Below are 24,966 nucleotides of genomic sequence, written 5' to 3'. Positions count from 1 at the left end.
GATCCGGCGTGCACCGCACCCAAAGATCAGTCGTCGAGCTTAAACACTTTCTCCCGGCGACGAGCGAGATCCTCACGTCTGTGAGAAAACCTCTCCCATTCTTCCTCGCTGGTATCTGCTGCCAACTGTCGGACGGCGTATTTTGCCTCTTCGTCCTCCAGGGAGCTTACAGCCATGGAAAAAACCTGTTTCCAACCCGTTCGGGCCCGTTCAAGCGGCGTTTCGGACTTGGCGAAAGCAGCGTGCGCTATAATATCCGCACTAACCACCCGCAAAACTGTCTCTGACAGCCCGTCGCGCTTCAATTGGGCCTTGATCGTATCAGAATCAAGTCCAGGATCATCGTCAAGCAGCTTTAAGACGGCCCGACGAAGATTGTCAAGCTCGGAGTCTGCACAACTGTAGATTCCGAGCTGTTCACCGACCTCATCATGCAGATGAGGATGGTTGATCAGCGTCACCAGCAGGATCGAGTCTTGCAGGTCACGCTTCTTTTGCATGGGTGGACGCGACATCCCCGGCACCGCTTTACCGGCCGGACCCCAGAAATGGTCATTTTTCCCGCGTTTGCCAGCCCGGCCCGGTTTTTTATTTTGATAACCGCCCGCCGAGCCCCCCGAAAATCCACCGCCATAACCACCACGACCGGTCGGTTTTCCGGGTTTTTCGCCCTTAAACAATTTCCACGTGCGATCATTAAACATGGATCGGTACTGCGATTTAACCGCGTCATCGGCAATCACGGAAATCCGCTGATGAAGGTCGGCCTCAAGGGCAGCACGCCGTTCGGGGGTATCAATCTTGCGCCCCGACAATTCCATGCGCCAGATCAACTCGGCCAACGGAACTGCCGTATCAATAATTTTCTGGAACGTCGCAAACCCGTCGGGGGCGGCCATCATGGTATCAGGATCTTCGCCTTCGGGCAGGATGGAAAACACCAGTGACTTGCCGGGGCGCAGGATCGGCAGTGCGCGTTCTGCGGCACGTACAGCCGCCCGTTTGCCCGCCGCATCACCGTCAAGACACATCACCGGCTCGTTGGTCATTTTCCAAAGCTCGCCGATTTGTTCTTCGGTGACCGCTGTGCCGAGTGGGGCGACGGCCCCGCGATATCCCGCCCGGTGCAGGGCAATGACATCCATGTAACCTTCGGTCACGATAATCGGTGCATCGTTCTGCGATGCTTCGCGCGCCTGCGGCAGGCCATACAACAACCGCCCCTTATGAAACAACGGCGTATCCGGACTGTTGAGGTATTTTGGCTTGCCATCCCCCATGACACGACCACCAAAGGCCACCACGCGACCCCGACGATCAAGGATGGGAAACATCACCCGGCCACGGAACCGGTCATAGCTTTGCCGCCCGCTATCTTCGGGTTCGATCAAAAGTCCGGCTTCGATCATCAGCTTTTCGTCGATTTCTTCGCGCTTAAGTGCGGCCTTCAGCGCCCCACGATTATCGGGCGCAAAGCCAAGGCGGAAATCGCCAATGGTTTTATCATCCAGACCGCGTCGGCGGAAATACTCCAAACCTTCCTTGCCCTCGGGCATGCGCAGCATGCGTTCAAAGAACACACAGGCGACTTCCATCACCTCATACAGGGTTTTGGCTTTTTGTTCGCGTTCCTGGGCTTCGCGCGATTGCTTGGGCACATCCATGCCAGCCTGATTGGCCAGCACTTCGACCGCCTCGACAAAGGTCAGGCCACGGGTATTCATCACAAAGCTGATGACATCGCCATGCGCCCCACAGCCAAAGCAGTGATAGAAACCTTTTTGGTCGTTGACCGTAAAGGAGGGAGATTTTTCAGAATGGAACGGACATAGCCCGGAATATTCCCGGCCACGCTTGATCAGCTTCACAGACGATCCGACGACATCCGCCAAATCGACCCGTGCCCGCAGGTCGTCTAGAAACGACTGGGGAAAGCTCATGATTGTCCCGATCCCGTGATTTTGGTGCGATCATCCGCACAAATGGTAATTACCCTGCCCCAGACTGTTTTTTATTGCTGTATCAATGACAGGCCTGAGACGACGAAAGCCGGACGATTTTACACGCCCGGCTTCCATTTAAATAGGCTTCTTGGCGTTAACCCAGAAGTTTTTTAGCAACGCCACCAGCTTTGCCGAAATCCATGGTGCCGCTGTACTGTTCACGCAGAACAGCCATGGTCCGGCCCATGTCCTTAAGGCAGGTCGCGCCAAGATCGGAAACGGCACCGCGCACAGCGTCTTCGATTTCTTCATCGGAAAGCTGTTTGGGCAGGAACGTTTCAATCACGGCGATTTCGGACGCTTCCTGTTCTGCCAATTCCGGGCGATTGCCCTTGGTGTACATTTCGATGCTTTCGCGGCGCTGTTTTACCATCGCCTGAAGCAGAATGACGATATCATCGTCGGAAATACCATCGGTATTCCCCTCGCCCCGTGCTGCGATATCGCGTTCCTTAAGTGCTGCCAGAATAAGGCGCACGGTGGTTACGGAGCAGGCATCCTTCGCAAGGACGGCCTTTTTCAAAGCGTCAGTAAGCTGCGATCGCAGCATGGCTCATCTCTGATTCTGTGGAACAAAGGAGCGAACATAGCGTAAAACGCCATCCAAGGCAAAGAAAACCGCGCACCTCAAACCGTTGATTTTCCTAGAGAAATAAAAGTTTAGATGCATCCTTGACAGGCCTGCCTCGTTCCCGTAGACATCCGCCAATTTGCCTACCGGGATTAAGCTTCGCCCCGCTTTCAGCACACCCGACTGGCGCAACCAAAACGCGTAGTCATCCATGCTGGAAAACACTTGGCACGTCTGCATGTCCGGTATGCGGGTTAAAAGCAGCCGTTTGAGTCGGCTTGCGTGAAATTATTATATATAAAGACTCCGTAGTCTCACCGTGGAAAGATCGAAAGGACATTTGCCAATGTCATCCCCCACGCACACCCCGCCTCCTGGTGCTTCTGCCGTTCTGGTTCTTGCAGATGGTTCAGTATTTTGGGGACGCGGCGTCGGTGCCCGAGGAGAGGTCGTCGGTGAAGTCTGCTTCAACACCTCGATCACGGGCTATCAGGAAATCATGACCGACCCGTCCTATGCAGGTCAGATGATCACCTTTACTTTCCCCCACATCGGCAATGTCGGCACCAACGATGAAGACATCGAAAAGGCCACACCGGTTGCCCTTGGCTGCATCCTGCGCCAGGACATCACCGAGCCGTCAAACTACCGTGCACAGAAACACTTCAACGACTGGCTGACCGAACATGGCCGGATCGGGATTGCCGGCGTTGATACCCGCCGCCTGACCAAGCGCATCCGAAATGAAGGTGCCCCCAACGGGGTGATTTCCCACAACCCCGATGGCACGTTTGATATCCCTGCCCTGATCGCCGTGGCCAACGACTGGCCGGGACTTGAGGGCATGGACCTTGCCAAGGACAACAGCTGTGAGGCCGGGTACGAATGGGATGAAACCCTTTGGACCCGCGAAGGCGGCTACGGCGCACTTGGCAATGCCAAGCACCATGTGGTTGCCATCGATTACGGTGTAAAGCGTAACATTCTGCGCAACCTCGCCGCCCTTGACTGTAAGGTATCGGTCGTTCCGGCAGACACCTCGGCCGAGGACATTCTGGCGATGAACCCGGATGGGGTGTTCCTGTCAAACGGTCCGGGTGATCCGGCCGCGACCGGCACATATGCCGTCCCGACCATTCAAAAATTGCTGGACAGCGGCAAGCCGGTCTTTGGCATCTGCCTTGGTCATCAGATGATGGCGCTGGCCCTTGGCGCCAAGACGCAAAAAATGGATGTTGGCCATCGTGGTGCGAACCACCCGGTCAAGGACACCACCACCGGTGTTGTCGAAATCACATCCCAGAACCACGGCTTTGTTGTTGATAAAGACAGCCTGCCTGACCACGTCGAAGCAACGCACTTCTCGCTGTTTGACGGATCGCTTGCGGGCTTGCGCGTTAAAGACAAACCGATCTTTGCGGTTCAGTACCACCCCGAAGCATCCCCGGGACCGCATGATAGCCACTACCTGTTCAAACGTTTCGTTGGTCTGATCGAGGACGCGAAATCCCGATGACGGGACACGCCCCAAGATAACCGATTAACGGACTTAAACGAGGCGGTGCAGCAGACGCGCCCGCCCTGCGAAAAGCGGAAAAAGACATGCCGAAACGTACAGACATTAAATCCATTCTCATCATCGGTGCTGGCCCGATTGTTATCGGTCAGGCTTGCGAGTTCGACTATTCCGGTGCTCAGGCCTGTAAGGCGCTGAAGGAAGAAGGGTATCGCGTCATTCTGGTCAACTCCAATCCTGCGACCATCATGACCGACCCGAACCTTGCCGATGCGACATATATCGAGCCGATCACCCCGGCCATGGTCGCCAAGATCATTGAAAAGGAACGCCCTGACGTTCTTTTGCCGACCATGGGTGGCCAGACTGCCCTTAACACCGCACTTGCCCTGCATGATGATGGTACGCTTGAAAAATACGGCGTTGAAATGATCGGCGCGAAAAAGCACGTCATTGAAAAGGCCGAAGACCGTCAGCTGTTCCGCGAAGCCATGGACAAGATCGGCCTTGAAAGTGCGCGTTCGGCCATGGTTCGCACCTTCGAAGAAGCAGTTGTAGCTCTTGAAACCACCGGTCTTCCGGCGATCATTCGCCCAAGCTTTACCCTTGGCGGTGAAGGTGGCGGCATTGCCTATAACCGCGAAGAGTTCGAACAGATCGTGCGCAACGGCCTGGCGATTTCGCCGACCCATACGGTCCTGATCGAAGAGTCCATTCTGGGCTGGAAAGAATATGAGATGGAAGTTGTGCGCGACCATGCGGACAACTGCATCATCATCTGTTCGATTGAAAACGTCGATCCGATGGGCATTCACACCGGGGACTCGATCACTGTCGCCCCGGCATTGACCCTGACCGACAAAGAATACCAGATCATGCGCGATGCCTCCTTGGCAGTACTGCGTGAAATCGGTGTTGATACCGGCGGTTCAAACGTTCAGTTCGCGGTTAATCCTGATGATGGCCGTCTGATCGTCATTGAAATGAACCCGCGTGTCTCGCGTTCATCGGCACTGGCGTCCAAGGCAACTGGCTTCCCGATTGCCAAAATTGCTGCCAAGCTTGCCGTTGGTTATACGCTTGATGAGCTTGATAACGACATTACCGGTGTCACCCCGGCATCCTTCGAGCCGACCATCGATTATGTCGTCACCAAAATCCCGCGCTTCACGTTTGAAAAATTCCCGGGCGCACAGGCGCTTTTGGGGACCGCGATGAAGTCGGTTGGTGAGGCCATGTCAATCGGTGGCAGCTTTGCCGAAAGCCTTCAGAAAGGTCTTCGTTCAATGGAAACCGGCTTGACCGGTCTGAACGAAGTTAAAATCGAAGGTGCACCGGACAAAGCCGCGATCCGCGCCAAACTGACCCAGCCAATCCCGTTCCGTATCCTTTACGCAGCACAGGCGTTCCGTCACGGCATGACCTTGGCTGAAATTCAGTCGGCGACCAAGTTTGATCCTTGGTACCTGCGTCAGATCGAAATGCTGGTCACCGAAGAAGAAAACGTTCGCGCCAACGGCATCCCGAAAGACAAACAGAACCTGCTGCGCCTTAAAAAGCTTGGCTTCTCGGACGCGCGTCTGGCCGAACTGGTCGGCCGCGAAGAAGACGATGTGCGCGCAGATCGTCAGGCCCTTGGCCTGCGCCCGGTGTATAAACGCATTGATACCTGCGCGGCAGAATTCCCGTCGCGTACGTCCTACATGTACTCAATGTACGAAGGCGACGGTTTCTTTGAACCTGAAAACGAAGCCGAAATCACTGATCGCAAGAAAGTCATCATTCTTGGTGGTGGCCCAAACCGGATCGGTCAGGGCATCGAATTTGATTACTGCTGTGTTCACGCGGCCTATGCGCTGCGCGAAACCGGGATCGAAGCGATCATGGTCAACTGCAACCCGGAAACGGTTTCAACCGACTATGACACATCAGATCGTCTGTATTTCGAACCGCTAACCGCCGAAGACGTGATTGAGCTGTGCCAGCTTGAACAGACCAACGGCGAATTGCTTGGCGTGATTGTTCAGTATGGCGGACAGACCCCGCTTAAACTGTCTGCTGCTCTTGAAAAGGCTGGCATTCCGATCCTTGGCACCAGCCCGGACAGCATCGACCTTGCCGAAGATCGCGACCGGTTCCAGGAACTGATCAACAAACTTGGCCTGAAACAACCGGCCAACGGCATTGCACGGTCGGTTGATGAAGCCGTCAAAATTGCCGAAAGCATCGGTTATCCGATTGTGATCCGCCCGTCTTATGTGCTGGGCGGTCGTGCGATGGAAATAGTCCACACCACCGAAGACCTTCTGCGCTACATGCACGAAGCGGTTCAGGTATCGGGCAAAAGCCCGGTTCTGATCGATAGTTTCTTGCAAGATGCAATTGAAATTGATGCCGACGCGGTATCAGACGGCGAAAACGTCTTTGTTGCCGGGATCATGCAGCACATCGAAGAAGCCGGTATTCATTCGGGTGACTCGGCCTGTTCCCTGCCGCCCTATTCGCTTGATGAGGCCATGATCGACCGCCTGAAAGCACAGACGGTTCAACTGGCCAAGGCGCTTGATGTTGTCGGTCTGATGAATGTTCAGTTCGCGATCAAGGATGACGAGATTTATCTGATCGAAGTCAATCCGCGTGCATCACGTACGGTGCCGTTCGTTGCCAAGGCCACCGGCAACCCGATTGCCAAAATCGGTGCGCGGATCATGGCCGGTGAAAAACTCGGCGACTTTGACATCGATCCGGGTCCGTTCAAACACATCGCGGTCAAGGAAGCTGTCCTTCCGTTCAACCGCTTCCCCGGCGTTGACACCTTGCTTGGCCCGGAAATGCGTTCGACCGGCGAGGTCATGGGCCTTGATACTGATTTTGGCCGTGCCTTTGCCAAGGCACAGATGGCGGCGGGCCATACCTTGCCGCTTAAAGGCAACGTTTTCATCTCGGTCAAAAACCATGACAAACCGGCTGCAGTTCAACTCGCACGCGATGCGATTGCACTTGGCTTTGGCGTGGTTGCCACCCATGGCACAGCAGAAGCTCTTGAAAAAGAAGGGCTGGACGTCACCCCGGTCAATAAGGTACAGGAAGGACGTCCTCATGTTGTCGACATGATGAAGAACGGTGATATCAACTTGGTATTCAACACCACAGAGAGCAAACAGGCCGTGGTCGACAGTTTCTCGATCCGCCGCACAGCTCTTACTGACGATATTCCGTACTACACCACAGTCGCCGGTGCACGCGCCACTTTGCGTGCCATCGACAACCTGAAACGCGGAGCACTTGATGTTCGCGCGCTTCAGGAATATCTTGGGGACAAGTACTGAGGTTCTTAACCGAATCCGACCAAAGAGTTTAGACCGCCCGGCGGTAAATGCCGGGCGGTTGATTTTGTAGTATCGACCGCAATTAAGAATAGGCTGTGAGCGCGATGGAAAAAGTACCAATGACCCCGCAAGGGCATCAGCGCCTCGAAGAAGAACTGAAGCACCGCAAATCCGTTGAACGTCTTGAAATCATCAAGGCAATCGCGGAAGCGCGCGAGCATGGTGATCTTTCGGAAAATGCCGAATATCACGCTGCCCGCGAACGCCAAAGTTTCTGCGAAGGTCGTATTGCCGAGCTGGAAGATGTCCTGAGCCGGTCCGAAGTTATCGATGTGCCGTCACTTGCCGGTTCCGTCGTTAAATTCGGGGCAACGGTTGAACTTGTCGACGAGAACACCGACGAAGAAACCACCTATCAGATTGTTGGCCCGATCGAGGCTGACATCAATGCCGGTCGTATTTCGACAACGTCCCCGATTGGGCGTTCGCTGATTGGCAAGTCGGTTGGTGATTCTGTCGAGGTGATCGTTCCCGGCGGCACCAAGAGCTATGAAATTTTGAAGGTCGACTTCGCCTGATTGAAAAAAGCTTTCAATACGAAAACGGCCCGTCATCAAAACGGGCCGTTTTTTTATGCCTTCATTTCATCAAACACAGAAATTCCGGATGAACGCCATGACAGCCCAGATCACCATCCGCCAAGCAATCCCTGATGATTGCGCCCATGTCGCAGACATGTCCAATGCCCTGCATGTTGAAATGGATTACGATAATCCACCCCATAGCACGGACAGCATCCATGACATGATGTTTGGCAAACATGCGCTGATCAAAAGCCTGATCGCATGGCACGATGAAACCCCGGTCGGACAGGCGGTGTTTCAACCTTTCTATAACCCGGATATCTCGAAACTGGGCCTATGGATGACCGAACTTTATGTCACGCCGAACATGCGATCAGAAAAGGTCGGGCATAAGCTCATGACCGCCATGGGCAATCACGCGACCAAGCATGGCTATGTTTCGATGTGGTGGTCTGTGCTTCAACGCAACGACGGGGCACTTCGGTTCTATGAACGTTTGGGCGCACGTAACTCCGGCGCATTGCAATATGAGATTGATGGTGACGCGCTGATGCGCCTTTCCGATTAGCGGCAAAGTTTCATTCAACGCGAGTTTCACCACAAAGACGTGTCAGTCTTCAGCTTCGATATCGATCGGCACGCCGGGCATATTTTTGGCCGTCCGAATCGACAGAGCCGATTTGACGTGATTGACGTTCTCGGCAACGGTCAGCTGCGTCGTCAGGAATTTCTGATATTCGTCCCAGCTGTGTGAAACGATTTTGAGCAAGAAATCCATTTCGCCGGCAACCATGTGACATTCACGTACTTCCGGCCACGCAGCAGCGCGCGCTTCGAACGCACGCAAGTCGTGTTCAGCTTGACTTGCCAAACCAACCATCGCAAACACCGTGACATTATAGCCAAGTGCCTGGGCATCAACATCGGCGTGATAGCCCTGAATGAAACCGGTTTCTTCCAGCGCACGCACACGACGCAAACAGGGCGGGGCCGAGATACCTGCACGACGTGCAAGTTCCACATTGGTCATGCGGCCATCTTCCTGTAGATCGCGCAGAATTCTGCGGTCGATCTTGTCGAGTTTGACCCGTTGCATTTATTCCTCGATTCTGTGCGCTAAACTGACCTCGTACGAAACAATATTACAGCGAGGCCCGATGCTGGCAATAATATATTCCGATCAAGAATGCAATCTTGTGCTTGGATGCCGTAACTGAAAATGCCGTAAATTCCGATTTTTAATGTCTTTTTGCCCTACGGTCTCAGGGTCTTGGCCATGCTTGGCAAACGCCCCGTCAAAAACGTAAAATTTCACGCTCTAAAAATCTGCGACAACAGCATGCAAACTTTGTGCGAAGCTGTTGCGTCTTGCGCGGTCAGTCAATATGTTCGAGGCCAGTTTTCATTCAGCTCGGACGAATACAAAGAACATGGCCCAAGAACATCAGACCAAAGTCCTTATCATTGGCTCCGGCCCTGCCGGATATACTGCCGCGATCTATGCGGCACGTGCCAACCTTGAACCCATGATGGTGATGGGCCTGCAACCCGGTGGCCAGTTGACGATCACCACCGACGTTGAAAACTATCCGGGCTTTGCCGATGTTATTCAAGGTCCGTGGCTGATGGATCAGATGAAGGCACAGGCTGAACATGTCGGCACCAAAATGGCGCACGACCTGATCACCGAAGTCGATTTTTCCAAACGCCCGTTCGTTTGCAAAGGTGATTCTGGCGATGTTTACATTGCCGAAACCATCATTATCTCAACCGGGGCTCAGGCCCGCTGGCTGGGCCTGCCGGGCGAAGAAAAATTCAATGGGCGCGGCGTTTCTGCCTGTGCGACCTGTGACGGGTTCTTCTATCGCAACAAGCCGGTCACGGTTGTTGGAGGTGGCAACACCGCGGTCGAAGAAGCCCTGTATCTTGCTGGCATCTGCTCGAAGGTTACCCTGATCCACCGCCGTGATGAGCTGCGTGCAGAAAAAATGCTGCAGGACCGTTTGCTTAAACACGAAAAGATCGATGTGGTCTGGGACAGTGTTGTTGATGACATTCTGGGTGGCGATGGCCCGATGGATGGCGTCGAAGGGGTGCGTGTCCGCAATATCAAAACCGATGAAACCACCGACATCCCGGCCGACGGTTTCTTTGTTGCCATCGGTCACGATCCGGCAACGGCGGTCTTTAAGGGGCAGGTCACCATGGATGACGAAAACTATATCCTCGTCAATCCGGGCAGCACGGCAACCAACATTGCCGGTGTCTTTGCCGCAGGCGACGTCACTGACAAGGTTTACCGTCAGGCCGTGACGGCTGCGGGCATGGGCTGCATGGCCGCCCTGGAAGCTGAAAAGTTCATTGCTGAACAAGAAAGCTGATCTTTTCGGCTTTGGCGTGATGGGCATCCTGTGCCACCGTCATAAACAAAATGATCCAGAAAACACCAAAGGGGATGCATTTTTGCATCCCCTTTTTCATGTGCCTGTTTTGGGTCCGATCCCGCCAATTACCTGACTTTTCACAAGAATCGCGCCGTTTGAAAATAGCGGTATAGGAAAATGCCTGCTTGCAGAAAACGTCACAGGCCTCATATTGAATTAATAATCATGTGCTTGGGCGGTTTGTGTGACGCACTTAACAGTGTTGAAACCAAATTGCCCATAAAAGAAGAGAACTATTATCAGGGGACTGGCGCAGCGACCGTGCGGCAGTGACATCTAGGAGCAGGTCTATGGACTGGGACAAGCTGCGTGTATTTCACGCTGTTGCGGAAGCTGGAAGCTTCACCCATGCGGGGGAAAATCTTAATCTGAGCCAATCGGCTGTCAGCCGACAGATCAGTGCGCTTGAAGAAAGCGTAAAGGTTCCATTGTTCCATCGTCATGCACGTGGCCTTATCCTGACGGAACAGGGTGAACTTCTGTATCGCACGGCACATGATGTCTTTGCCAAACTTTCGATGGCAGAAGCCCGCATCCGCGAATCCAAGGAACGGCCAAGCGGCCCGCTGAAAGTAACCACCACGGTTGCCTTTGGTTCAACCTGGCTGACACCGCGTATTAATGAATTCCTTGAACGGTATCCGGAAATTGAACTGTCGCTTGTGCTCAATGACGAGGAACTCGACCTTGCCATGCGCGAAGCTGACGTCGCGATCCGCATGCAGCCGCCCCGGCAAGCCGACCTTGTACAACGCCAGTTGATGACGCTACGCTACCATGTGTTTGCATCGCCTGAATACATCAAACAATACGGTATCCCCAAAACACCCGAAGACCTCAAAGATCACCGCCTGATCATTTATGGTGCGGATGCCCGCCCACCGGTGTCAAATGTGAACTGGATGATGGCAACCGCCCAACAGTTCAAGCCTGACATGCGGCCTATACTCAAGCTGAACAACATCTACGGGATTTTCCGCGCGACCGAGTCTGGCCTTGGCATTTCTGCCCTGCCCGACTACCTGCTGCCCGCGACCAGCAATCTGGTGCGTATCTTGCCTGAACTCGAAGGGCCAAGTTTTGACGCCTACTTCGTCTATCCCGAAGAATTGCGTCATTCCAAGCGTATCGCGGTGTTCCGTGACTTCCTGATTGAAGAAATCAACAAAGGCAAGGTCAAGGCCGCGGCAGCTGCTGCGGCAGCGGCCAACAAGGCATCTTCTGACTAGCGCATATTGCCATAAGCTTCACTGAACGCAGTACAATCTTCACGGCCCGGCCTTTGCCGGGCCGTTTGTCCATGCGCTATCAACATGGCACACCTAAAAGCACATCTGTACGATAAGCTTAGATTATCCCCAGCGTATCTAATTGAAATGGCGTATTTTCTTGATCTTTCGCCACCCGATAGATCCATTTTTCCGGTCAAAAAAAACCGGTTCACGAGCACACATTTCCGCATAGTTCAATTGATCTGCGACAATCAGCACCCAACCATAGATATCATCCCCCTTCATCCATCCATTGCTGCGATTTAAACCGGAATCAAGGCGGCCTTTAACAGTCTTCACCGCCTCAGACTTGTCATAATTCCTTCAAATTATTGACGTTTCCTCGCCATGCATTAGACGCATGGTTGGTTTGACATTATTAGACTTTAAATCACAGGTAAGCATTCTTATATTTGCATCATAGGTTGTGAGCATACGCAAAAGCGAAATTGCTCCGACCTTATCCTGATCATTTGATGATCCGTCAGCCAGAACGATATCTGGCATAGGAATCTCCCCCAGATTCCTTGTGTCTCCCAGACACAAGCCTCCCTGTTGATCTTGCCGGTAGCACCCCCCTGCTACCGGCATTTTTTTTGCTCCTGCACAATAAATCTGCCGCCTGTTTATGCAGACAAACAACCATTGAAGTTCAAAACCACCTAATATTTCAATATTTACAATAACTTACGCTGAAATACCGAGCAATTTTCTATTTATGCAGATTTTGCATGGCTGGAAAAGCAATTTGTCAGTGGTCATTCCCGTCAAAAACGCTATCTTGCTCCTCGAACCACAGCGGTACACACCGCAGCGTGGTACAGAGTTTTCTCCCTGACCGAATTTCGGTCTTTGCCGGGCGCCCTGCCCGGCATACCCAGGGCCCCGCGAGGGGTCCTACGTCTCCCAGACGTGAAGCCTCCCTGATAAACTTGCCGGGCATTTAATATGCCCGGCTTTTTTTTCTTTTTCCCAAATACTCTCGCATCTGCCACGCAAGCGTGATCCGATGTCATCACCCGATGACTTGGCAAAATCATCGCAACCTCGCACTATGATCCCAACGAACCGTCCATGGCAGCTATCGTGCATATGCAATCGGTTTGACAGTGACGTCTGCGTGTCAGGAAACAGTTGGTTATGAAAAGCACACTTTGGGCGTTTCTGTTTGGCAAACCGGTGAACGCACACCTGCCCGAACGCGTCCTGATCGCCATCGAACACCAGCAACGTGACAGTGAAAAGCTGATCGGATGGGTGCAGCTTCTGTTGGTGACAATATTTGCCAGCCTCTATGCTTTTGCCCCGACCAGCGCCATGAACAAGGGGTTTCATCCCGTTCCATGGGCCTTGTCACTGTATTTCCTGTTTACCTTTGCACGCCTGATCCTGTCATATCGCATCGCATTGCCACACTGGTTCTTGACGGTATCGGTCATTGCCGACATCGGACTCTTGATGGTCCTGATCTGGAGCTTCCATATCCAGTATATGCAGCCAGCAAGCTTTTACCTCAAAGCGCCGACAATGATTTACGTCTTCATCTTTATTACCTTACGCAGCCTGCGTTTTGATCCACGTTACATCCTGATTGCCGGTGGGGCGGCCGCCTTTGGCTGGCTGACACTGGCCCTCTATGTGATCTGGAGCGAAGGTGGAAAAAGCATGATCACGCGCGATTATGTGACCTACCTGACATCAAACTCGATTCTCATCGGGGCAGAGGTCGACAAAATCATCGCCATTGTTCTGGTATCGGGGGTGCTGGCCATTGCAGTACTGCGCGCCAAACGGTCTTTCATCCGGGCCATTACCGATGAAATTGCCGCCAAGGATCTTTCACGGTTTGTGTCACCTGAAATTGCCGACCGCATCACCCGTGCGGAACATCAAATCAAACCCGGCGAAGGCGACGCTGTGACAGCAACGGTGATGTTTACCGACATCGAAGGCTTTTCAACCATATCGGAAAAACTGAGCCCAAAAGAGCTCGCCAAACTGTTAAATGAGTATTTCACCCAGACCAGTGCGGTCATCGACAGGTTCGGCGGGATCATTACCCAGTTTGAAGGCGATGCAATGCTGATCACGTTCAATGCCATCACATCCGATCCCGATCATGCCGCCAACGCAGTCCGCACCGCTCTGGCCATTCAGGAAATTGCGCAATCACATACCTTCTGCCACGGCGCAAAAATCAAAACCCGTTGCGGGATTAACACGGGCGAGATCATCGTTGGGGCAATCGGTGCCGAAAACCACCTGACATTTACCGTGCATGGCGACAACGTCAATATTGCCGCCCGCCTTGAACAGCTCAACAAGCAATATGGCAGCTACGTCCTTGCAACCAAGGAAACCCATCGTGCCTGTGGTGATCTGTGCGAAGAATCAGACTGGACACCCTGTGGCGATGTGATCGTGCGTGGCCGCGCGGCCCCAACTCCTGTGCTTAGCATCGCCAGCCCGTCATAGATCCAGAGCCTGCTCCCCCTTGAGACATTCTTACTGCAATGCCACGCCCCGGACAAAATAAAAGTCCGGGGAGCCGAAGCTCGCCCGGACTTGGGGACAGATGGTCTTGGGGAGACCGATCAGATGCGCTGCCTTACCCGTGGGGTGCAATCGCTGTGGGGACAGCTTTTTACGGGTCCGATGCCAGTGAGGGAGGGCACCGCATCGATGTTTACGCATCTGACAATTGTGAATATGCCCGTGAAATGCGGCTCAAAAATCGGCCATCCGTGACCATTTTCGGGCGAATTACGGCAAATTACGGCAGCCAAAATTGCGACCAACACAAAAAAAGGGGGCGGGATAAACCCGCCCCAACTTATTCGGGGTCATCATGGTCTTGGGGAGACCGATCAGCCGCGGAATTTTCAGGCGGGGGAAAAGCCTGAAAAATAAGCGATCCAGCATTATGAGGGGGGACAGATTTTGCTGACCGCGTCCTCGGCTGACAGTTAGGAATTTGGCCGATAAACAAGGCGGGAAAATAGGTCGCATTAGACCATTTCGGGGCGAATTATGGTCAAACCGAGGCATCTAAAAACTAAGTCATTGATATTATTATAAACCCTAACGGCCTCCTCCGAGGTGAACACGGAAATATCACAACAAAATTTCTGCGCCAGCACCAATCGCGCTTACCCAAACCCCGCCCCAAAATAACCCCACAAGCTGTAATAGAATTGATCTATTGCAAAAGATCACAGGATTGATTGGCATAGAGTTTGTACCAAGCAGATACTATGTCTAACGAAATTGGGTCGCCACCCTTTTGGGCCCCCACCCCGAATAAAAGGAGAAAACAAATGCAGATTGATATCGGTATTAATGAAACGAACCGCACGGAAATCGCCGACGGCCTTGGCCGCGTTCTGGCAGATTCCTATGCGCTGTATCTGAAAACCCATAACTTCCACTGGAATGTAACGGGTCCGATGTTCCAGACCCTGCACACCATGTTCGAAGGACAATACACCGAACTGGCAACCGCGATTGACGAAGTTGCCGAACGTATTCGGTCGCTTGGCGCCTTTGCGCCAGCCAGTTTCTCGGCCTATGCCGAACTTTCCTCGATCGAGGAAGAAAAAGGCGTCCCTGCTGCCAAGGATATGATCGCACAGCTGATCACAGGGCACGAAACCCTGATCAAAACTGCGCGTTCGCTCTATCCGATTTGCGATAGCGCGGATGATGACGCAACCGCCGATCTTCTGACCGCCCGCATTCAGGTCCACGAAAAAACCGCCTGGATGTTGCGCTCCCTGCTTGAAGGCTGATCGGCGCAACTTCAAAATTAAGAACGGCCCGGAATGAATTTTCCGGGCCGTTCTTTTTTGTACCAAGGCAAGAACCCCGGCACGGGATTGGCAATCAGGAAAGGAGCAATCTGATTACCAGACTTAACAGACCGTTTACTGACTGTGTTTGGCAATCGCGGCTCTGGCGGCCTTGACCATCGCTGCACCATCGACACCCTTTTCATTCATTTCGGCAATCCAGCGATCAATCACTTCATCGGATTTACCGGCAAACTTGTCGGTTTCTTCGGCCGACAGCTGAATGACTTCCCCTGATTTCGAAAAGATGTCTTCGCCGCGCGGCTCAATCGCATCCCATGCATCGCCAATTTCCTTGGCAATATGTGCCCCGGAATTATCATCGATCACTTTTTTCAAATCATCGGGCAGGGCTTCATACCGGTCCTTGTTCATCGCAAACATAAAGACCAGTGTGCCAAACCGCACACCATCGGCACCTTCAATCGAATATTTGGTCATATCCTGAATTTTGAACGGAATGGCAACTTCAAACGGGATCAGCGCACCGTCCACCACACCAAGCGAAAGTGCCTGAGGTAAATCAGGTACAGGCATGCTGACAGGTTGCGCCCCCCAGCTTTCAAGCATCCAGACACCGGTTCGCGATGGCGCACGAAGTTTCATGCCTTGCAGATCCGCAAGGCTCTCGATCTTCTTTTCGGTGGTAAAAAGTGCCTGCCCCGTATGGACATGGATCAGCAAGGGTTTGATATCATCAAAGTCCTGCGACAGATGTTCTTCATAGACATCCTGAATGGCCATATTGGTGATCGCGGCACTGCCGGTATGCACAAACGGAAGCTCAAACACTTCGCTACGCGGATACACACCGGGCGTGTAGCCAAGCGCGCTCCAGCCAAGATCAACCGCACCATCGCGGATATGGCTGTAAAGTTCGGTCGGCTTGCCGCCCAGCGACATAGCCGGATAAATCTCGATCTTGATCCGGCCATCGGATTGTTCTTCGATCCGCTTGGCCCATGGCTCAAGGAACTGGGTTTGTGCCGTGGATTTTGGCCCCAACACATGTTCAAGAATAAAAGTAAATTCGGGTTCGGCATGCGCAGATATCGCACTTGCCAGACAGCCCACAGCAACCGCTGCGGACACACACAGGCGTTTAAACATGATCTACCTCAGACGTTTTCCCTGAAAGTCGCACAACACCCCCGCCCGCTTTTCGCGGTTTTGGTGCGGTTCAATGATGTTGTGCGTTTCTCTCTCTTGTTGTTATTTTGCCGAACGGAACGGCCCGTACGACTTTATTGGAACTGGCGGTTACCCCGCGGCCAGAGCACGGTCAATCAGGCGCCGCGCACGCACGCCGCCAGCATCAATGTTGAAATTCAAAAGCTTGCGCTCCGGATTGCGCAGCAAATTGGCCTGTTGCCCTTCGACCACTTCAAGGTCCTCGTGGAAGACCTTTGCCTGTGCATCCTTGATATTCTGCGTCAGACCGTGGTCATCAATATCAAAGTTGCGCACCATACCCCAGTAGTAGCGGCATGTGGTTTCAGTTTCCGGGGTCATGGTGTTCACAACAATCCCGGTGACACCTTTTGATCGATCTCCCTGTTGCGCACCAGTCCCGGCAAGCGCAACCCCGACATCAATCATGATGTTAGACGGCAATGTGAATGTGCAAATCTGCCAACGGTCACAGACTTCCTTGGATTTCAGGTTATTTGCCCAGAACGGCGGCGGGACAATGTTTTCCATCCAGCGTTCCACCGTAACACTGTCATCATCCGAACGGGTCACTGGCAGGCTTTCGGTGATTTCAAGCTGTCCGATGCTTGACGGATGAACATATGTCTCATGGCTCAGATCCATCAGGTTATCGACCAGAAGCTCATAGCCGCATTTAACGTCATATAAGCCACCGTCAAAGACCCAGCCCTCTTCGGAGGCATGCGGAATCACTGGAATCAGGCTTTCGTCAGACTTTTCCTTGTCCCCGATCCAGACCCAGACAAACCGGTCTTTTTCAACGACCGGATACGCCCGCACACAGGCTTCGGGGTGGATGCTTTCCTGATTGGGCATATGAACGCATGCCCCAGCCCCGTCAAATTCCAACCCGTGATAGCCACAGATAAGACGATCCCCTTCGACGTAGCCCTGACTCAAAGGCAACAGACGGTGCGGGCAACTGTCTTCAAGTGCGACAACAGAACGGTCAGCACGACGATACAAAACAATATTTTCATTGCAAATGGTGCGCGCAACCGGCTTACGGCCAATTTCGCCATCCCACCCTGCAACATACCAGAAGTTACGCAGGAACATGTTTTCTCTCCCTTGGCATTGCGCCAAATCGATTACGTACAGGTGAATGTAAATCCACTCTCTTTTTGTTATGGTTCTAATCGTAATAAAATTGGATCCAATTTGGCAAGAGGCTTTTTTACCAATCCAATCTGAACTATGATCAGACGCCTATAAAAAAACCGGGATCAAGCATGAGCAAACACGGCCAGAGAGTCCTGATCACATTGCGCAAAATGATAGCCAACGGGGAACTTCCTCCGGGCGAACGGGTTGCCGAAATTCCGATATCCGAACGGCTTGGCGTTTCGCGTACGCCGGTTCGAATTGCCTTTCGCACGCTCGAACAGGAAGGACTCCTGCGCAAAGGCGACCGCCGCGGCTATACCGTCCGCGCCATCACACCAACAGAAATAGCCGATGCCATCGAAGTGCGCGGCGTCCTCGAAGGACTCGCCGCACGCCTGGCCTGCGAACGTGGGGTTTCACCACCAGAACGCAACAGTCTTGTTAACTGTCTGTCTACGGGTGACTCATTGTTTTCAAAGGGATTTTTGACCGATGAGGACATGGAAATCTATCACGATTTCAACATGCAGTTCCATAACACCATCATTGAGGCCAGCCGCAATATCGCCATCGAAGACGCCCTGTCGCGCAATGACCACTTGCCCTTTGCATCGGTGTCTTCAATCGCCTTTAACCGCGATGACATGTCCGGAGAATACCGGCGTTTTAATTTCAGCCACATGCAGCATCACATCATTTTTGATGCAATCGATAATGGCCAAAGCGCACGCGCAGAAGCCCTGATGCGCGAACATGCCAACGCAGCATTGCGCTACACCAAGATCCTCAGCCCATCGCAGAACATGCCGGAAAACTTTACCGTCATTGAACGCGAAGACTAACACCAACCTCACAGTACCCTCCCTATCGACATGCATGGCATTTGACAAAATTGGATCCAATTGATTTAATCTGGATCCAATTTAATCCCGCGAACAATCACACTCGGACGCAATCCGGGGACAGGGAAGGAAAATCGCTATGCTCAGAACCACCGTCCAACAGATCCATACCCTGACAGATCGCATCCGTGGATTCGATCTTGTTGCATCCGATGGACGCGCGCTTCCGCCGTGTGAACCGGGGGCCCACATCAAGGTCAACGTCACCGACACATCTGGAAATTCGGTCAAACGGTCCTATTCCGTGATAAATCCCGGTCAGACCGACAGATACCGGATCGCCGTTCTGCATGAAGTCGATGGAGAAGGTGGATCTGCCTTCATGCACGACAAGGTAACAGTCGGTGATGAACTCGACATCGACCTGCCGCAAAATGACTTCCCTCTGCACAGTGATGCTCAAAACACCATCCTGATCGCAGGTGGCATTGGCATCACACCCATTTTGGCAATGGCCACAACGCTAACGGCGGAAAAAAAGGATTTTGCCCTGCATTACAGCAGCCGCACCCATCAGGACATGGCCCTGATGCATGATGTGCTTGATGCCGCTACCGGGCGGTGCACGCTTTATTTCGACGGTGGTACACCATCACGCGCAATGCCGCTTTCGACCATCCTTGGCCCGGCCCACACACATAAACATGTTTATGTGTGTGGGCCGGGTGGCTTGATTGATGCCGTCCTTGATGCCGCGCGCCGTCACCGTTGGGCATCTGACAACATCCATTATGAACGTTTTTCAACACCAGCAGCCCAGCTTGATGACAGTGCATTTGAAGTTCACCTTCAACGCAGCAACCAAAGTTTTGACGTCCCTGTTGGGAAATCGATCCTTGATGTGCTGATCGACGAGGGCATTGATCCGCTTTATGACTGCAAAAAGGGAAATTGCGGGATTTGCACATCGGCGGTTTTATCGTGCGATGGGGACCTATCCCATCGCGACGCCTTTCTGAGTGACGGGCAAAAAAGCCAGAATGATCAAATGTGTATCTGCGTGTCACGCATGCAGGGCGGCGGCAAATTGACCTTGGATCTATAACGCAAAAGGCCCGGAAAATTCCGGGCCTTTGTTGATTTTATACCAGCGGATCCATCAGCCAAACAGCGGATCAATCTGGCGCGCGGCCCCCAACACCGACTTGTCATGACCATGCGGCGCAGCGATCATTAAGGACGCCGGAACGGTTTGCCCGACAACATTGACCGGAATTGAAATCGCACAGGCATCAACAAGGTTGAGATAACCGGTATTGCGCAACATCATCGCATTGAGATTGTCAAAGTCGGCTTCGACCTCAGCAATCTTCGGCGCCATCATCGGCAAGGTCGGGGCGATCATGACATCGACCTCTGCCATCGCCGACCCGAACTGCGCGATTACATCGGTGCGCTTGGCATAGGCAGCAATCAGGTCATCTTTTGACAGCGTCTCGGCAAATTTAATCCGCGTCAAAACGCGCGGGTCGCCGCATGTTTCGAGCTTGGCAATATCTTTGCCGTATATGGCATGCGCTTCGGTCGACACCAGCATTTTGTTAAGGATCGCGTTTTCCGCAATAAAACCAAGATCAAGCGCCACTAGCTCATGCCCCGCATCGCGCAGCTTGGCACAGACCATGTCAAAATCGGCCTTCACCCGCCCGTCAAGACCATCGACAAAGCCACTGCTCGGCACACCGATGCGCAACGTTGCGGCACTTGCCGGCGCATCAATCACCGCTTGATCCGACATCACTTCAAACACCGTGATCACGGTATCAAGGTCGGATGCCAGTGGCCCCGGCGTATCAAAGCTTTTTGCCAGCGGATGGATGCCTTCACCCGACACCGACAGGCGCGATGGTTTAAACCCGTAAAGGCCATTGATTGCCGATGGGATGCGGATTGACCCGCCGGTATCGGTGCCCAATGCAAAATCAACCACCCCATGGGCCACTGTCAAACCACCGCCCGACGTCGACCCACCGGGAATGCCATCGGCGTCAAACACATTACCCGGTGTTCCGTAGTGCGGGTTCAACCCGACACCGGAATAGGCAAATTCGCTTAATGTGGTGCGGCCAAATGGCACGGCACCGGCGTGCTTCACACGCCGGACAACGTCGCAATCTTGCGGTGCCGGGGTGCGACCTTTCAGAAGTTCGGATCCCGCCGTGGTGGCGATACCTGCCTCATCATACAGGTCCTTGATCGACACCAGTTTCCCGGCAAGCGGCAAGTTGGGGTTGTCAGAAACCTGTTTTTCACAAAGCTCGGCGTCGCGTAAAATCCGGTCGCGATCAAACTCGGTAAAGATTTTACCGGCCAGATCGCCCAACTGATCAACCATGTCAATCGCAGCCGTGACCTTATCGATAATCGCCCCCATCAGGCAGCCTCCGTCCTGTTATGTTTTTTCTCTGCGCACCAAATTGCCCCAAGTTAAGGACTTAGGCGATTTCGGGCAGTTCCTTAATGTCATAGGCGTGCTCGATGGTGCGATCAAGTACCGGGTCATGCAATGCCATTTTAAAACGACGGGCCGGACGAACCCCGCCTTTTGCACCAAGAGTTCCACACAGCATCACCGATGCCTTGCCTTTGTCTGATGCACTCATCAGCCCGGAACCATCGATAAGGTCGGTCAAAGGCCGGATCGAGGCAATCGTACCTTCCTGATACAGCACCCAGTCATCGCCATCTTTTTCCTGTACCCAAGACCGCATTTCAATCTGTTCGATATGGTCTTTTACCTCATCAAACCGCCAGATTTCAGATGCCACCGGCTTTTCACAAATCTGTTTGGAAAGCGCGACAGAATGGGCTTCAAGTTCACGGTCGGTGTGATCCGACGCCAAACCAAGATAAAGCACACCGTCGTTCGCGATCAGGAACGGCTCGATCTCGCCCGATGTGCCCTTGCCCACCACTTCAATGGCACCTTGCTGGGTAACCATGCCCGATGCCGTGCGGTAATAAAGCGGCACGCTTGATGGCGGCTTAACGCCAATCTCGGCCAGTTCATCAATGTGATGCTGAATGGCCGCCGCATCGCGCCCGGTCCAGCCGGCAACCGTGCAATGTGCAATATCAAAACTGATTTCTGTACCCGAAAGGGTGAATGTCATCTGCATGTTGATGTCCCAGTATTCTTGAATTTTTGAGGTGCCGGTTTCGGTCTTCGGCACAATGAAGGGGCCCGGACCGGGATATTCCCGGCCCGCCAGCCAAAAGGTGTGGTGAAGGAATCTGGCCTGCTCCTAAAGGTAATCAGGCAGGAACAAGGCCAGTTGCGGCAGGAAGATCAGACCGACAATCATTGCCATCATCACCAGAACAAACGGGATCGTGCCCAGCATAACCTCGGAAATCCGTCCGGATTTTCGTGCACCCTGCACAACATAAAGGTTCAAGCCAACCGGTGGGGTGATCAACGCCATCTCGATCAGAACGATCAAAAGAATGCCAAACCAAACCTTATCGAACCCCATGCCGGTCATGATCGGCACAATGATCGGAATGGTCGCCACCATCAGTGACAGAGTTTCGATGAAGAACCCCAGCACGATATAAAGGGCAACCACGACCATAAGAGTGCCCATCGGACTAAAGTTAAGGCCGGTCAAAAGGTCTTTAAGTTCACGCCCCATGCCCGCTGCTGTCAGGGTAAAGTTCAAGAAATACGCCCCGATGATCACAAGCATGATCATGGCGGTAATCCGAACGGTTCCAACCAGACACATTTTGATCATGTCATTGGAAACACCCCGGTTAAAGGCGGCAATCAACATGGCAATCACAACCCCGATGGCCGCAGACTCGGTCGGTGTCGCCCACCCGGCATAGATTGATCCGATCACCGCGATAAACAGGATCAGGATCGGAATCAGATGTCGCAGGCTTCCGATACGTTCCGACCATGTAAATGACCGGCTTTGCCCGCCAAGCGACGGCTTGATCTTGCACAGAACAACCGTGACCAGCATGAAGGCAACCGCCATCACAAGCCCCGGTACCAAACCCGCTAGAAACAGGCGTGGAATGGATGTTTCGGTCAGGAACCCGTAGACAATCAGATTGATCGACGGCGGGATCATGATGCCAAGTGTACCGCCCGCCGCAATCGCCCCGGAAAACAATTTTGGGTCATAGCCAAGCTTTTCGGCCTGCGGCATCGCCACCGTTGCAACCGTGGCCGCCGTGGCCACCGATGATCCTGACGTTGCCGAAAACATCGTCGCGGTCCCGATATTGGCGTGGATCAACCCACCCGGAAGCCAAGAAAACCATTTATCCAGCGCCTCATAGGTTTTTTCGGCAATCCCGCCACGCACCAGAATTTCGCCCAGCAGGACAAAGAATGGAATGGCGATCAGGGTTGATGAGTTTGACGATGACCAGACAACCTGACCCAGCCCGCGCAAAAGCGGGAACGGGGTAAAGAACTGGTCAACACCAATGCCCAGCAGAAACAGAACAATCCCGACCGGGATGGATAAGGCCAAAAAGCCCAAAAGGGATGCGGTTACAGCAAAAATCATGTCTCAAGCTCCACTTCGGAGCGCGCACCGACAAGCGCATCGGCCTGATCAAAATCGCGACGCATCATCAATACCAATGACAGGATCACAAGAACGCAGGCCGACACCGCAAACCAGACCCAGCCCGAAAGCCAGATCGTCTGTGGAATCCAAAGGGGGGTTTCAAGTGTAGTATTGGCCCGCGATCCGCGTTCGATGGTTTTTTCAAGCACCGGCCAGCATTGAAACGCAACAAGTGATGCCACCCCGGCCAAAGCCACAATCGCAATCAGGTCAAGCAACGCCCGACCGCGTGTCTGCAAACGCAACCGGATCAAATCAATGCGGACATGGGCAAGCTCGGTCAGGGCATATGACATCCCCCAACTGGCAACGCCTGCCATAACATATCCTGATATTTCTTCGGCACCGCCAAGCGATATACCGACTTCGCGCAGCACGATTTCTGCGATAATCAGGATCACGGTGCCCGTCAGAACAAGTCCGACGAGCAACGCGATAATGCGGTTTGTGCGGCGGATGGCCGCAATCAATGTATTGGTCACTGTTCCGGCCTCTCCGCCTATTGCTGAAACTTAGTTCAGCGGTACGGTAACACCGACTGTTTTGCCAACGCTATCGTTCCAGCGCGCAACCCAGTCATCACCTGCACGTTCTGCCCATTCCGGCAGGACCGTCTCGGTCAGGATGGATTTTGCCTGTGCAACATCGGCATCAGACACATCAACCAGCGTCATATTCGCCGGATCACCCGCCGGGCAGGTACCATTACCGGTCAGACACGCTACATCGTTTTTCAACGCATCTGCGGCAGATGCCCATGCCGGGGCTTCGAATTTGGTCGTGATTTCATCGGTGATAAATTTCTGGGTTTCCGCAGACAATGAATTCCACTTATCAAGGTTCATCGCAGTAACAACCGGATCCCAGCCGCCCAGCGGAATGGTCATCAGATGGTCGGATACTTCCCACCAACCTGCACTGTACCCGGAACCAGCACCGGTGACGGCGCAATCAATCACACCACGTTCAAGCGCACCCGGAACCTCCGAAAACGCCACATTCACACCGTTCGCACCCAGCGCTTCAAGGAACTTGGTGGTCATACGGCCCGAACCACGGACTTTTTTGCCTTTAAGATCGGTGATTGAATTCACTTCACCCGCACAGAAAACCACCTGCGGCGGATAAGGTGCAATGGCAAGAACCTTGGAATTGAAACGGGTTTCAAAGATGTCATCAACCATCGGGCGGGCTGCTTCGACCATGGCCTTTGCCTCGGCGGCGGTATTTGCCACCAGTGGCACATCAAGGCCTTCAAGTTCTGGCGCATCACCGACCGCGTAATCACCAACCGTCATGGCAACGTCAAAAACACCGTCGCTCAGCAAACGAAACACGTCACCACCGCCAATGCCCATCTGATCATGGGTGGTCATCTGAACGGTGATGTCACCGTTTGAATCTGCCGGAAGCGTTTCGGTCCAGAAGGTGTTTTCATACTGTTTATAAAGCGGCAGGCTGCTCCAGCTGCCGACAACCGAAAGTTCTTCGGCAACTGCAGGTGTGGCAACAAAACCAGCACCAAGTGCGGATACCGCCAAAAGCGAAGAAACCATCTTTTTCATAAGAATGTCCTCTCTGATAACTCGT

General features: G+C 53.3%; 21 protein-coding genes. 10 read left to right on the top strand and 11 right to left on the bottom strand.

Annotated features, from left to right (window positions below; genetic code table 11):
* Positions 1-26 precede the first annotated feature (26 nt).
* Positions 27-1,940 (bottom strand): DNA primase, encoded by a 1,914-nt coding sequence (gene dnaG, locus K355_RS0106475; RefSeq protein WP_022731303.1) that lies wholly within the window; start codon positions 1,938-1,940, stop codon positions 27-29.
* A gap of 157 nt (positions 1,941-2,097) precedes the next feature.
* A complete protein-coding gene (locus K355_RS0106470; RefSeq protein WP_022731302.1) occupies positions 2,098-2,553 on the bottom strand; it encodes a GatB/YqeY domain-containing protein in 456 nt (151 codons plus the stop codon).
* 367 nt (positions 2,554-2,920) lie between these two features.
* Between K355_RS0106470 and carA the strand changes: the two genes are divergently transcribed.
* The 4 genes from carA (at position 2,921) to K355_RS0106445 (ending at position 8,571) form a co-directional block, all read left to right on the top strand.
* Positions 2,921-4,090, top strand: a complete 1,170-nt coding sequence (gene carA, locus K355_RS0106460; RefSeq protein WP_022731300.1) for a glutamine-hydrolyzing carbamoyl-phosphate synthase small subunit — start codon at positions 2,921-2,923, stop codon at positions 4,088-4,090.
* A gap of 86 nt (positions 4,091-4,176) precedes the next feature.
* Entirely contained in the window at positions 4,177-7,419 is a 3,243-nt protein-coding gene (gene carB / locus K355_RS0106455; protein WP_022731299.1) for a carbamoyl-phosphate synthase large subunit, read from the top strand.
* Between the two features lie 104 nt (positions 7,420-7,523).
* Positions 7,524-7,997 carry a transcription elongation factor GreA gene (gene greA / locus K355_RS0106450; protein WP_022731298.1) on the top strand — a complete coding sequence of 158 codons (474 nt, stop codon included), beginning with the start codon at positions 7,524-7,526 and terminating at the stop codon, positions 7,995-7,997.
* A 97-nt stretch (positions 7,998-8,094) separates the two neighbouring features.
* The gene (locus K355_RS0106445) at positions 8,095-8,571 is read left to right on the top strand and encodes a GNAT family N-acetyltransferase (RefSeq protein ID WP_162142284.1); all 477 of its coding nucleotides are present in this window, start codon (positions 8,095-8,097) and stop codon (positions 8,569-8,571) included.
* A gap of 42 nt (positions 8,572-8,613) precedes the next feature.
* Here the strand turns inward: K355_RS0106445 and K355_RS0106440 are convergent, their stop codons facing one another.
* On the bottom strand, positions 8,614-9,099 hold the full coding sequence (locus K355_RS0106440) for an Lrp/AsnC family transcriptional regulator (protein ID WP_022731296.1): 486 nt from the start codon (positions 9,097-9,099) through the stop codon (positions 8,614-8,616).
* A gap of 334 nt (positions 9,100-9,433) precedes the next feature.
* Between K355_RS0106440 and trxB the strand changes: the two genes are divergently transcribed.
* Positions 9,434-10,384, top strand: a complete 951-nt coding sequence (trxB, locus tag K355_RS0106435) for a thioredoxin-disulfide reductase (RefSeq protein ID WP_022731295.1) — start codon at positions 9,434-9,436, stop codon at positions 10,382-10,384.
* Positions 10,385-10,737: 353 nt separating this feature from the next.
* Positions 10,738-11,676, top strand: coding sequence for a LysR family transcriptional regulator (locus tag K355_RS0106425; protein WP_022731293.1), 939 nt, complete (start codon positions 10,738-10,740; stop codon positions 11,674-11,676).
* A 366-nt stretch (positions 11,677-12,042) separates the two neighbouring features.
* On the opposite strand, the gene K355_RS0106415 is transcribed toward K355_RS0106425, so the two are convergent.
* Positions 12,043-12,225 (bottom strand): hypothetical protein, encoded by a 183-nt coding sequence (locus K355_RS0106415; RefSeq protein ID WP_147250352.1) that lies wholly within the window; start codon positions 12,223-12,225, stop codon positions 12,043-12,045.
* A 633-nt stretch (positions 12,226-12,858) separates the two neighbouring features.
* On the opposite strand from K355_RS0106415, the gene K355_RS0106410 reads away from it, so the two are divergent.
* Both K355_RS0106410 and K355_RS0106400 read left to right on the top strand, forming a co-directional pair.
* Positions 12,859-14,193, top strand: coding sequence for an adenylate/guanylate cyclase domain-containing protein (locus K355_RS0106410; RefSeq protein ID WP_022731290.1), 1,335 nt, complete (start codon positions 12,859-12,861; stop codon positions 14,191-14,193).
* A gap of 842 nt (positions 14,194-15,035) precedes the next feature.
* Positions 15,036-15,506 (top strand): Dps family protein, encoded by a 471-nt coding sequence (locus K355_RS0106400; protein WP_022731288.1) that lies wholly within the window; start codon positions 15,036-15,038, stop codon positions 15,504-15,506.
* A 135-nt stretch (positions 15,507-15,641) separates the two neighbouring features.
* On the opposite strand, the gene K355_RS0106395 is transcribed toward K355_RS0106400, so the two are convergent.
* The gene (locus K355_RS0106395) at positions 15,642-16,676 is read right to left on the bottom strand and encodes a TRAP transporter substrate-binding protein (protein WP_022731287.1); all 1,035 of its coding nucleotides are present in this window, start codon (positions 16,674-16,676) and stop codon (positions 15,642-15,644) included.
* A 150-nt stretch (positions 16,677-16,826) separates the two neighbouring features.
* Positions 16,827-17,837 carry an aromatic ring-hydroxylating dioxygenase subunit alpha gene (locus K355_RS0106390; RefSeq protein ID WP_022731286.1) on the bottom strand — a complete coding sequence of 337 codons (1,011 nt, stop codon included), beginning with the start codon at positions 17,835-17,837 and terminating at the stop codon, positions 16,827-16,829.
* A gap of 173 nt (positions 17,838-18,010) precedes the next feature.
* On the opposite strand from K355_RS0106390, the gene K355_RS23270 reads away from it, so the two are divergent.
* Complete coding sequence (locus K355_RS23270) at positions 18,011-18,727, top strand: GntR family transcriptional regulator (RefSeq protein ID WP_022731285.1); 717 nt, start codon at positions 18,011-18,013, stop codon at positions 18,725-18,727.
* Between the two features lie 139 nt (positions 18,728-18,866).
* Positions 18,867-19,832, top strand: coding sequence for a PDR/VanB family oxidoreductase (locus K355_RS0106380; RefSeq protein WP_022731284.1), 966 nt, complete (start codon positions 18,867-18,869; stop codon positions 19,830-19,832).
* Positions 19,833-19,886: 54 nt separating this feature from the next.
* Here K355_RS0106380 and K355_RS0106375 read toward each other — a convergent pair whose 3' ends face one another.
* The 5 genes from K355_RS0106375 to K355_RS0106355 all read right to left on the bottom strand — a co-directional run bounded on the left by K355_RS0106375 (position 19,887) and on the right by K355_RS0106355 (position 24,941).
* Positions 19,887-21,161 (bottom strand): amidase, encoded by a 1,275-nt coding sequence (locus K355_RS0106375; RefSeq protein WP_022731283.1) that lies wholly within the window; start codon positions 21,159-21,161, stop codon positions 19,887-19,889.
* A gap of 61 nt (positions 21,162-21,222) precedes the next feature.
* Positions 21,223-21,906 carry a DUF2848 domain-containing protein gene (locus K355_RS0106370; protein ID WP_028791391.1) on the bottom strand — a complete coding sequence of 228 codons (684 nt, stop codon included), beginning with the start codon at positions 21,904-21,906 and terminating at the stop codon, positions 21,223-21,225.
* 126 nt (positions 21,907-22,032) lie between these two features.
* Entirely contained in the window at positions 22,033-23,313 is a 1,281-nt protein-coding gene (locus tag K355_RS0106365; RefSeq protein ID WP_022731281.1) for a TRAP transporter large permease, read from the bottom strand.
* Positions 23,310-23,858: a TRAP transporter small permease subunit gene (locus K355_RS0106360; protein WP_022731280.1), complete on the bottom strand. Its 549-nt coding sequence runs from the start codon at positions 23,856-23,858 to the stop codon at positions 23,310-23,312. The genes K355_RS0106365 and K355_RS0106360 overlap by 4 nt, the downstream gene beginning before the upstream one ends.
* 30 nt (positions 23,859-23,888) lie before the next feature.
* Positions 23,889-24,941: a TRAP transporter substrate-binding protein gene (locus K355_RS0106355; protein ID WP_022731279.1), complete on the bottom strand. Its 1,053-nt coding sequence runs from the start codon at positions 24,939-24,941 to the stop codon at positions 23,889-23,891.
* Between the last annotated feature and the right edge of the window lie 25 nt (positions 24,942-24,966).

It is taken from the genome of Thalassospira lucentensis MCCC 1A00383 = DSM 14000 (assembly GCF_000421265.1).
Lineage (GTDB): Bacteria > Pseudomonadota > Alphaproteobacteria > Rhodospirillales > Thalassospiraceae > Thalassospira > Thalassospira lucentensis.
Note: the sequence above shows the minus strand (reverse complement) of the source record. Positions and strands in the feature narration are given on the sequence as shown.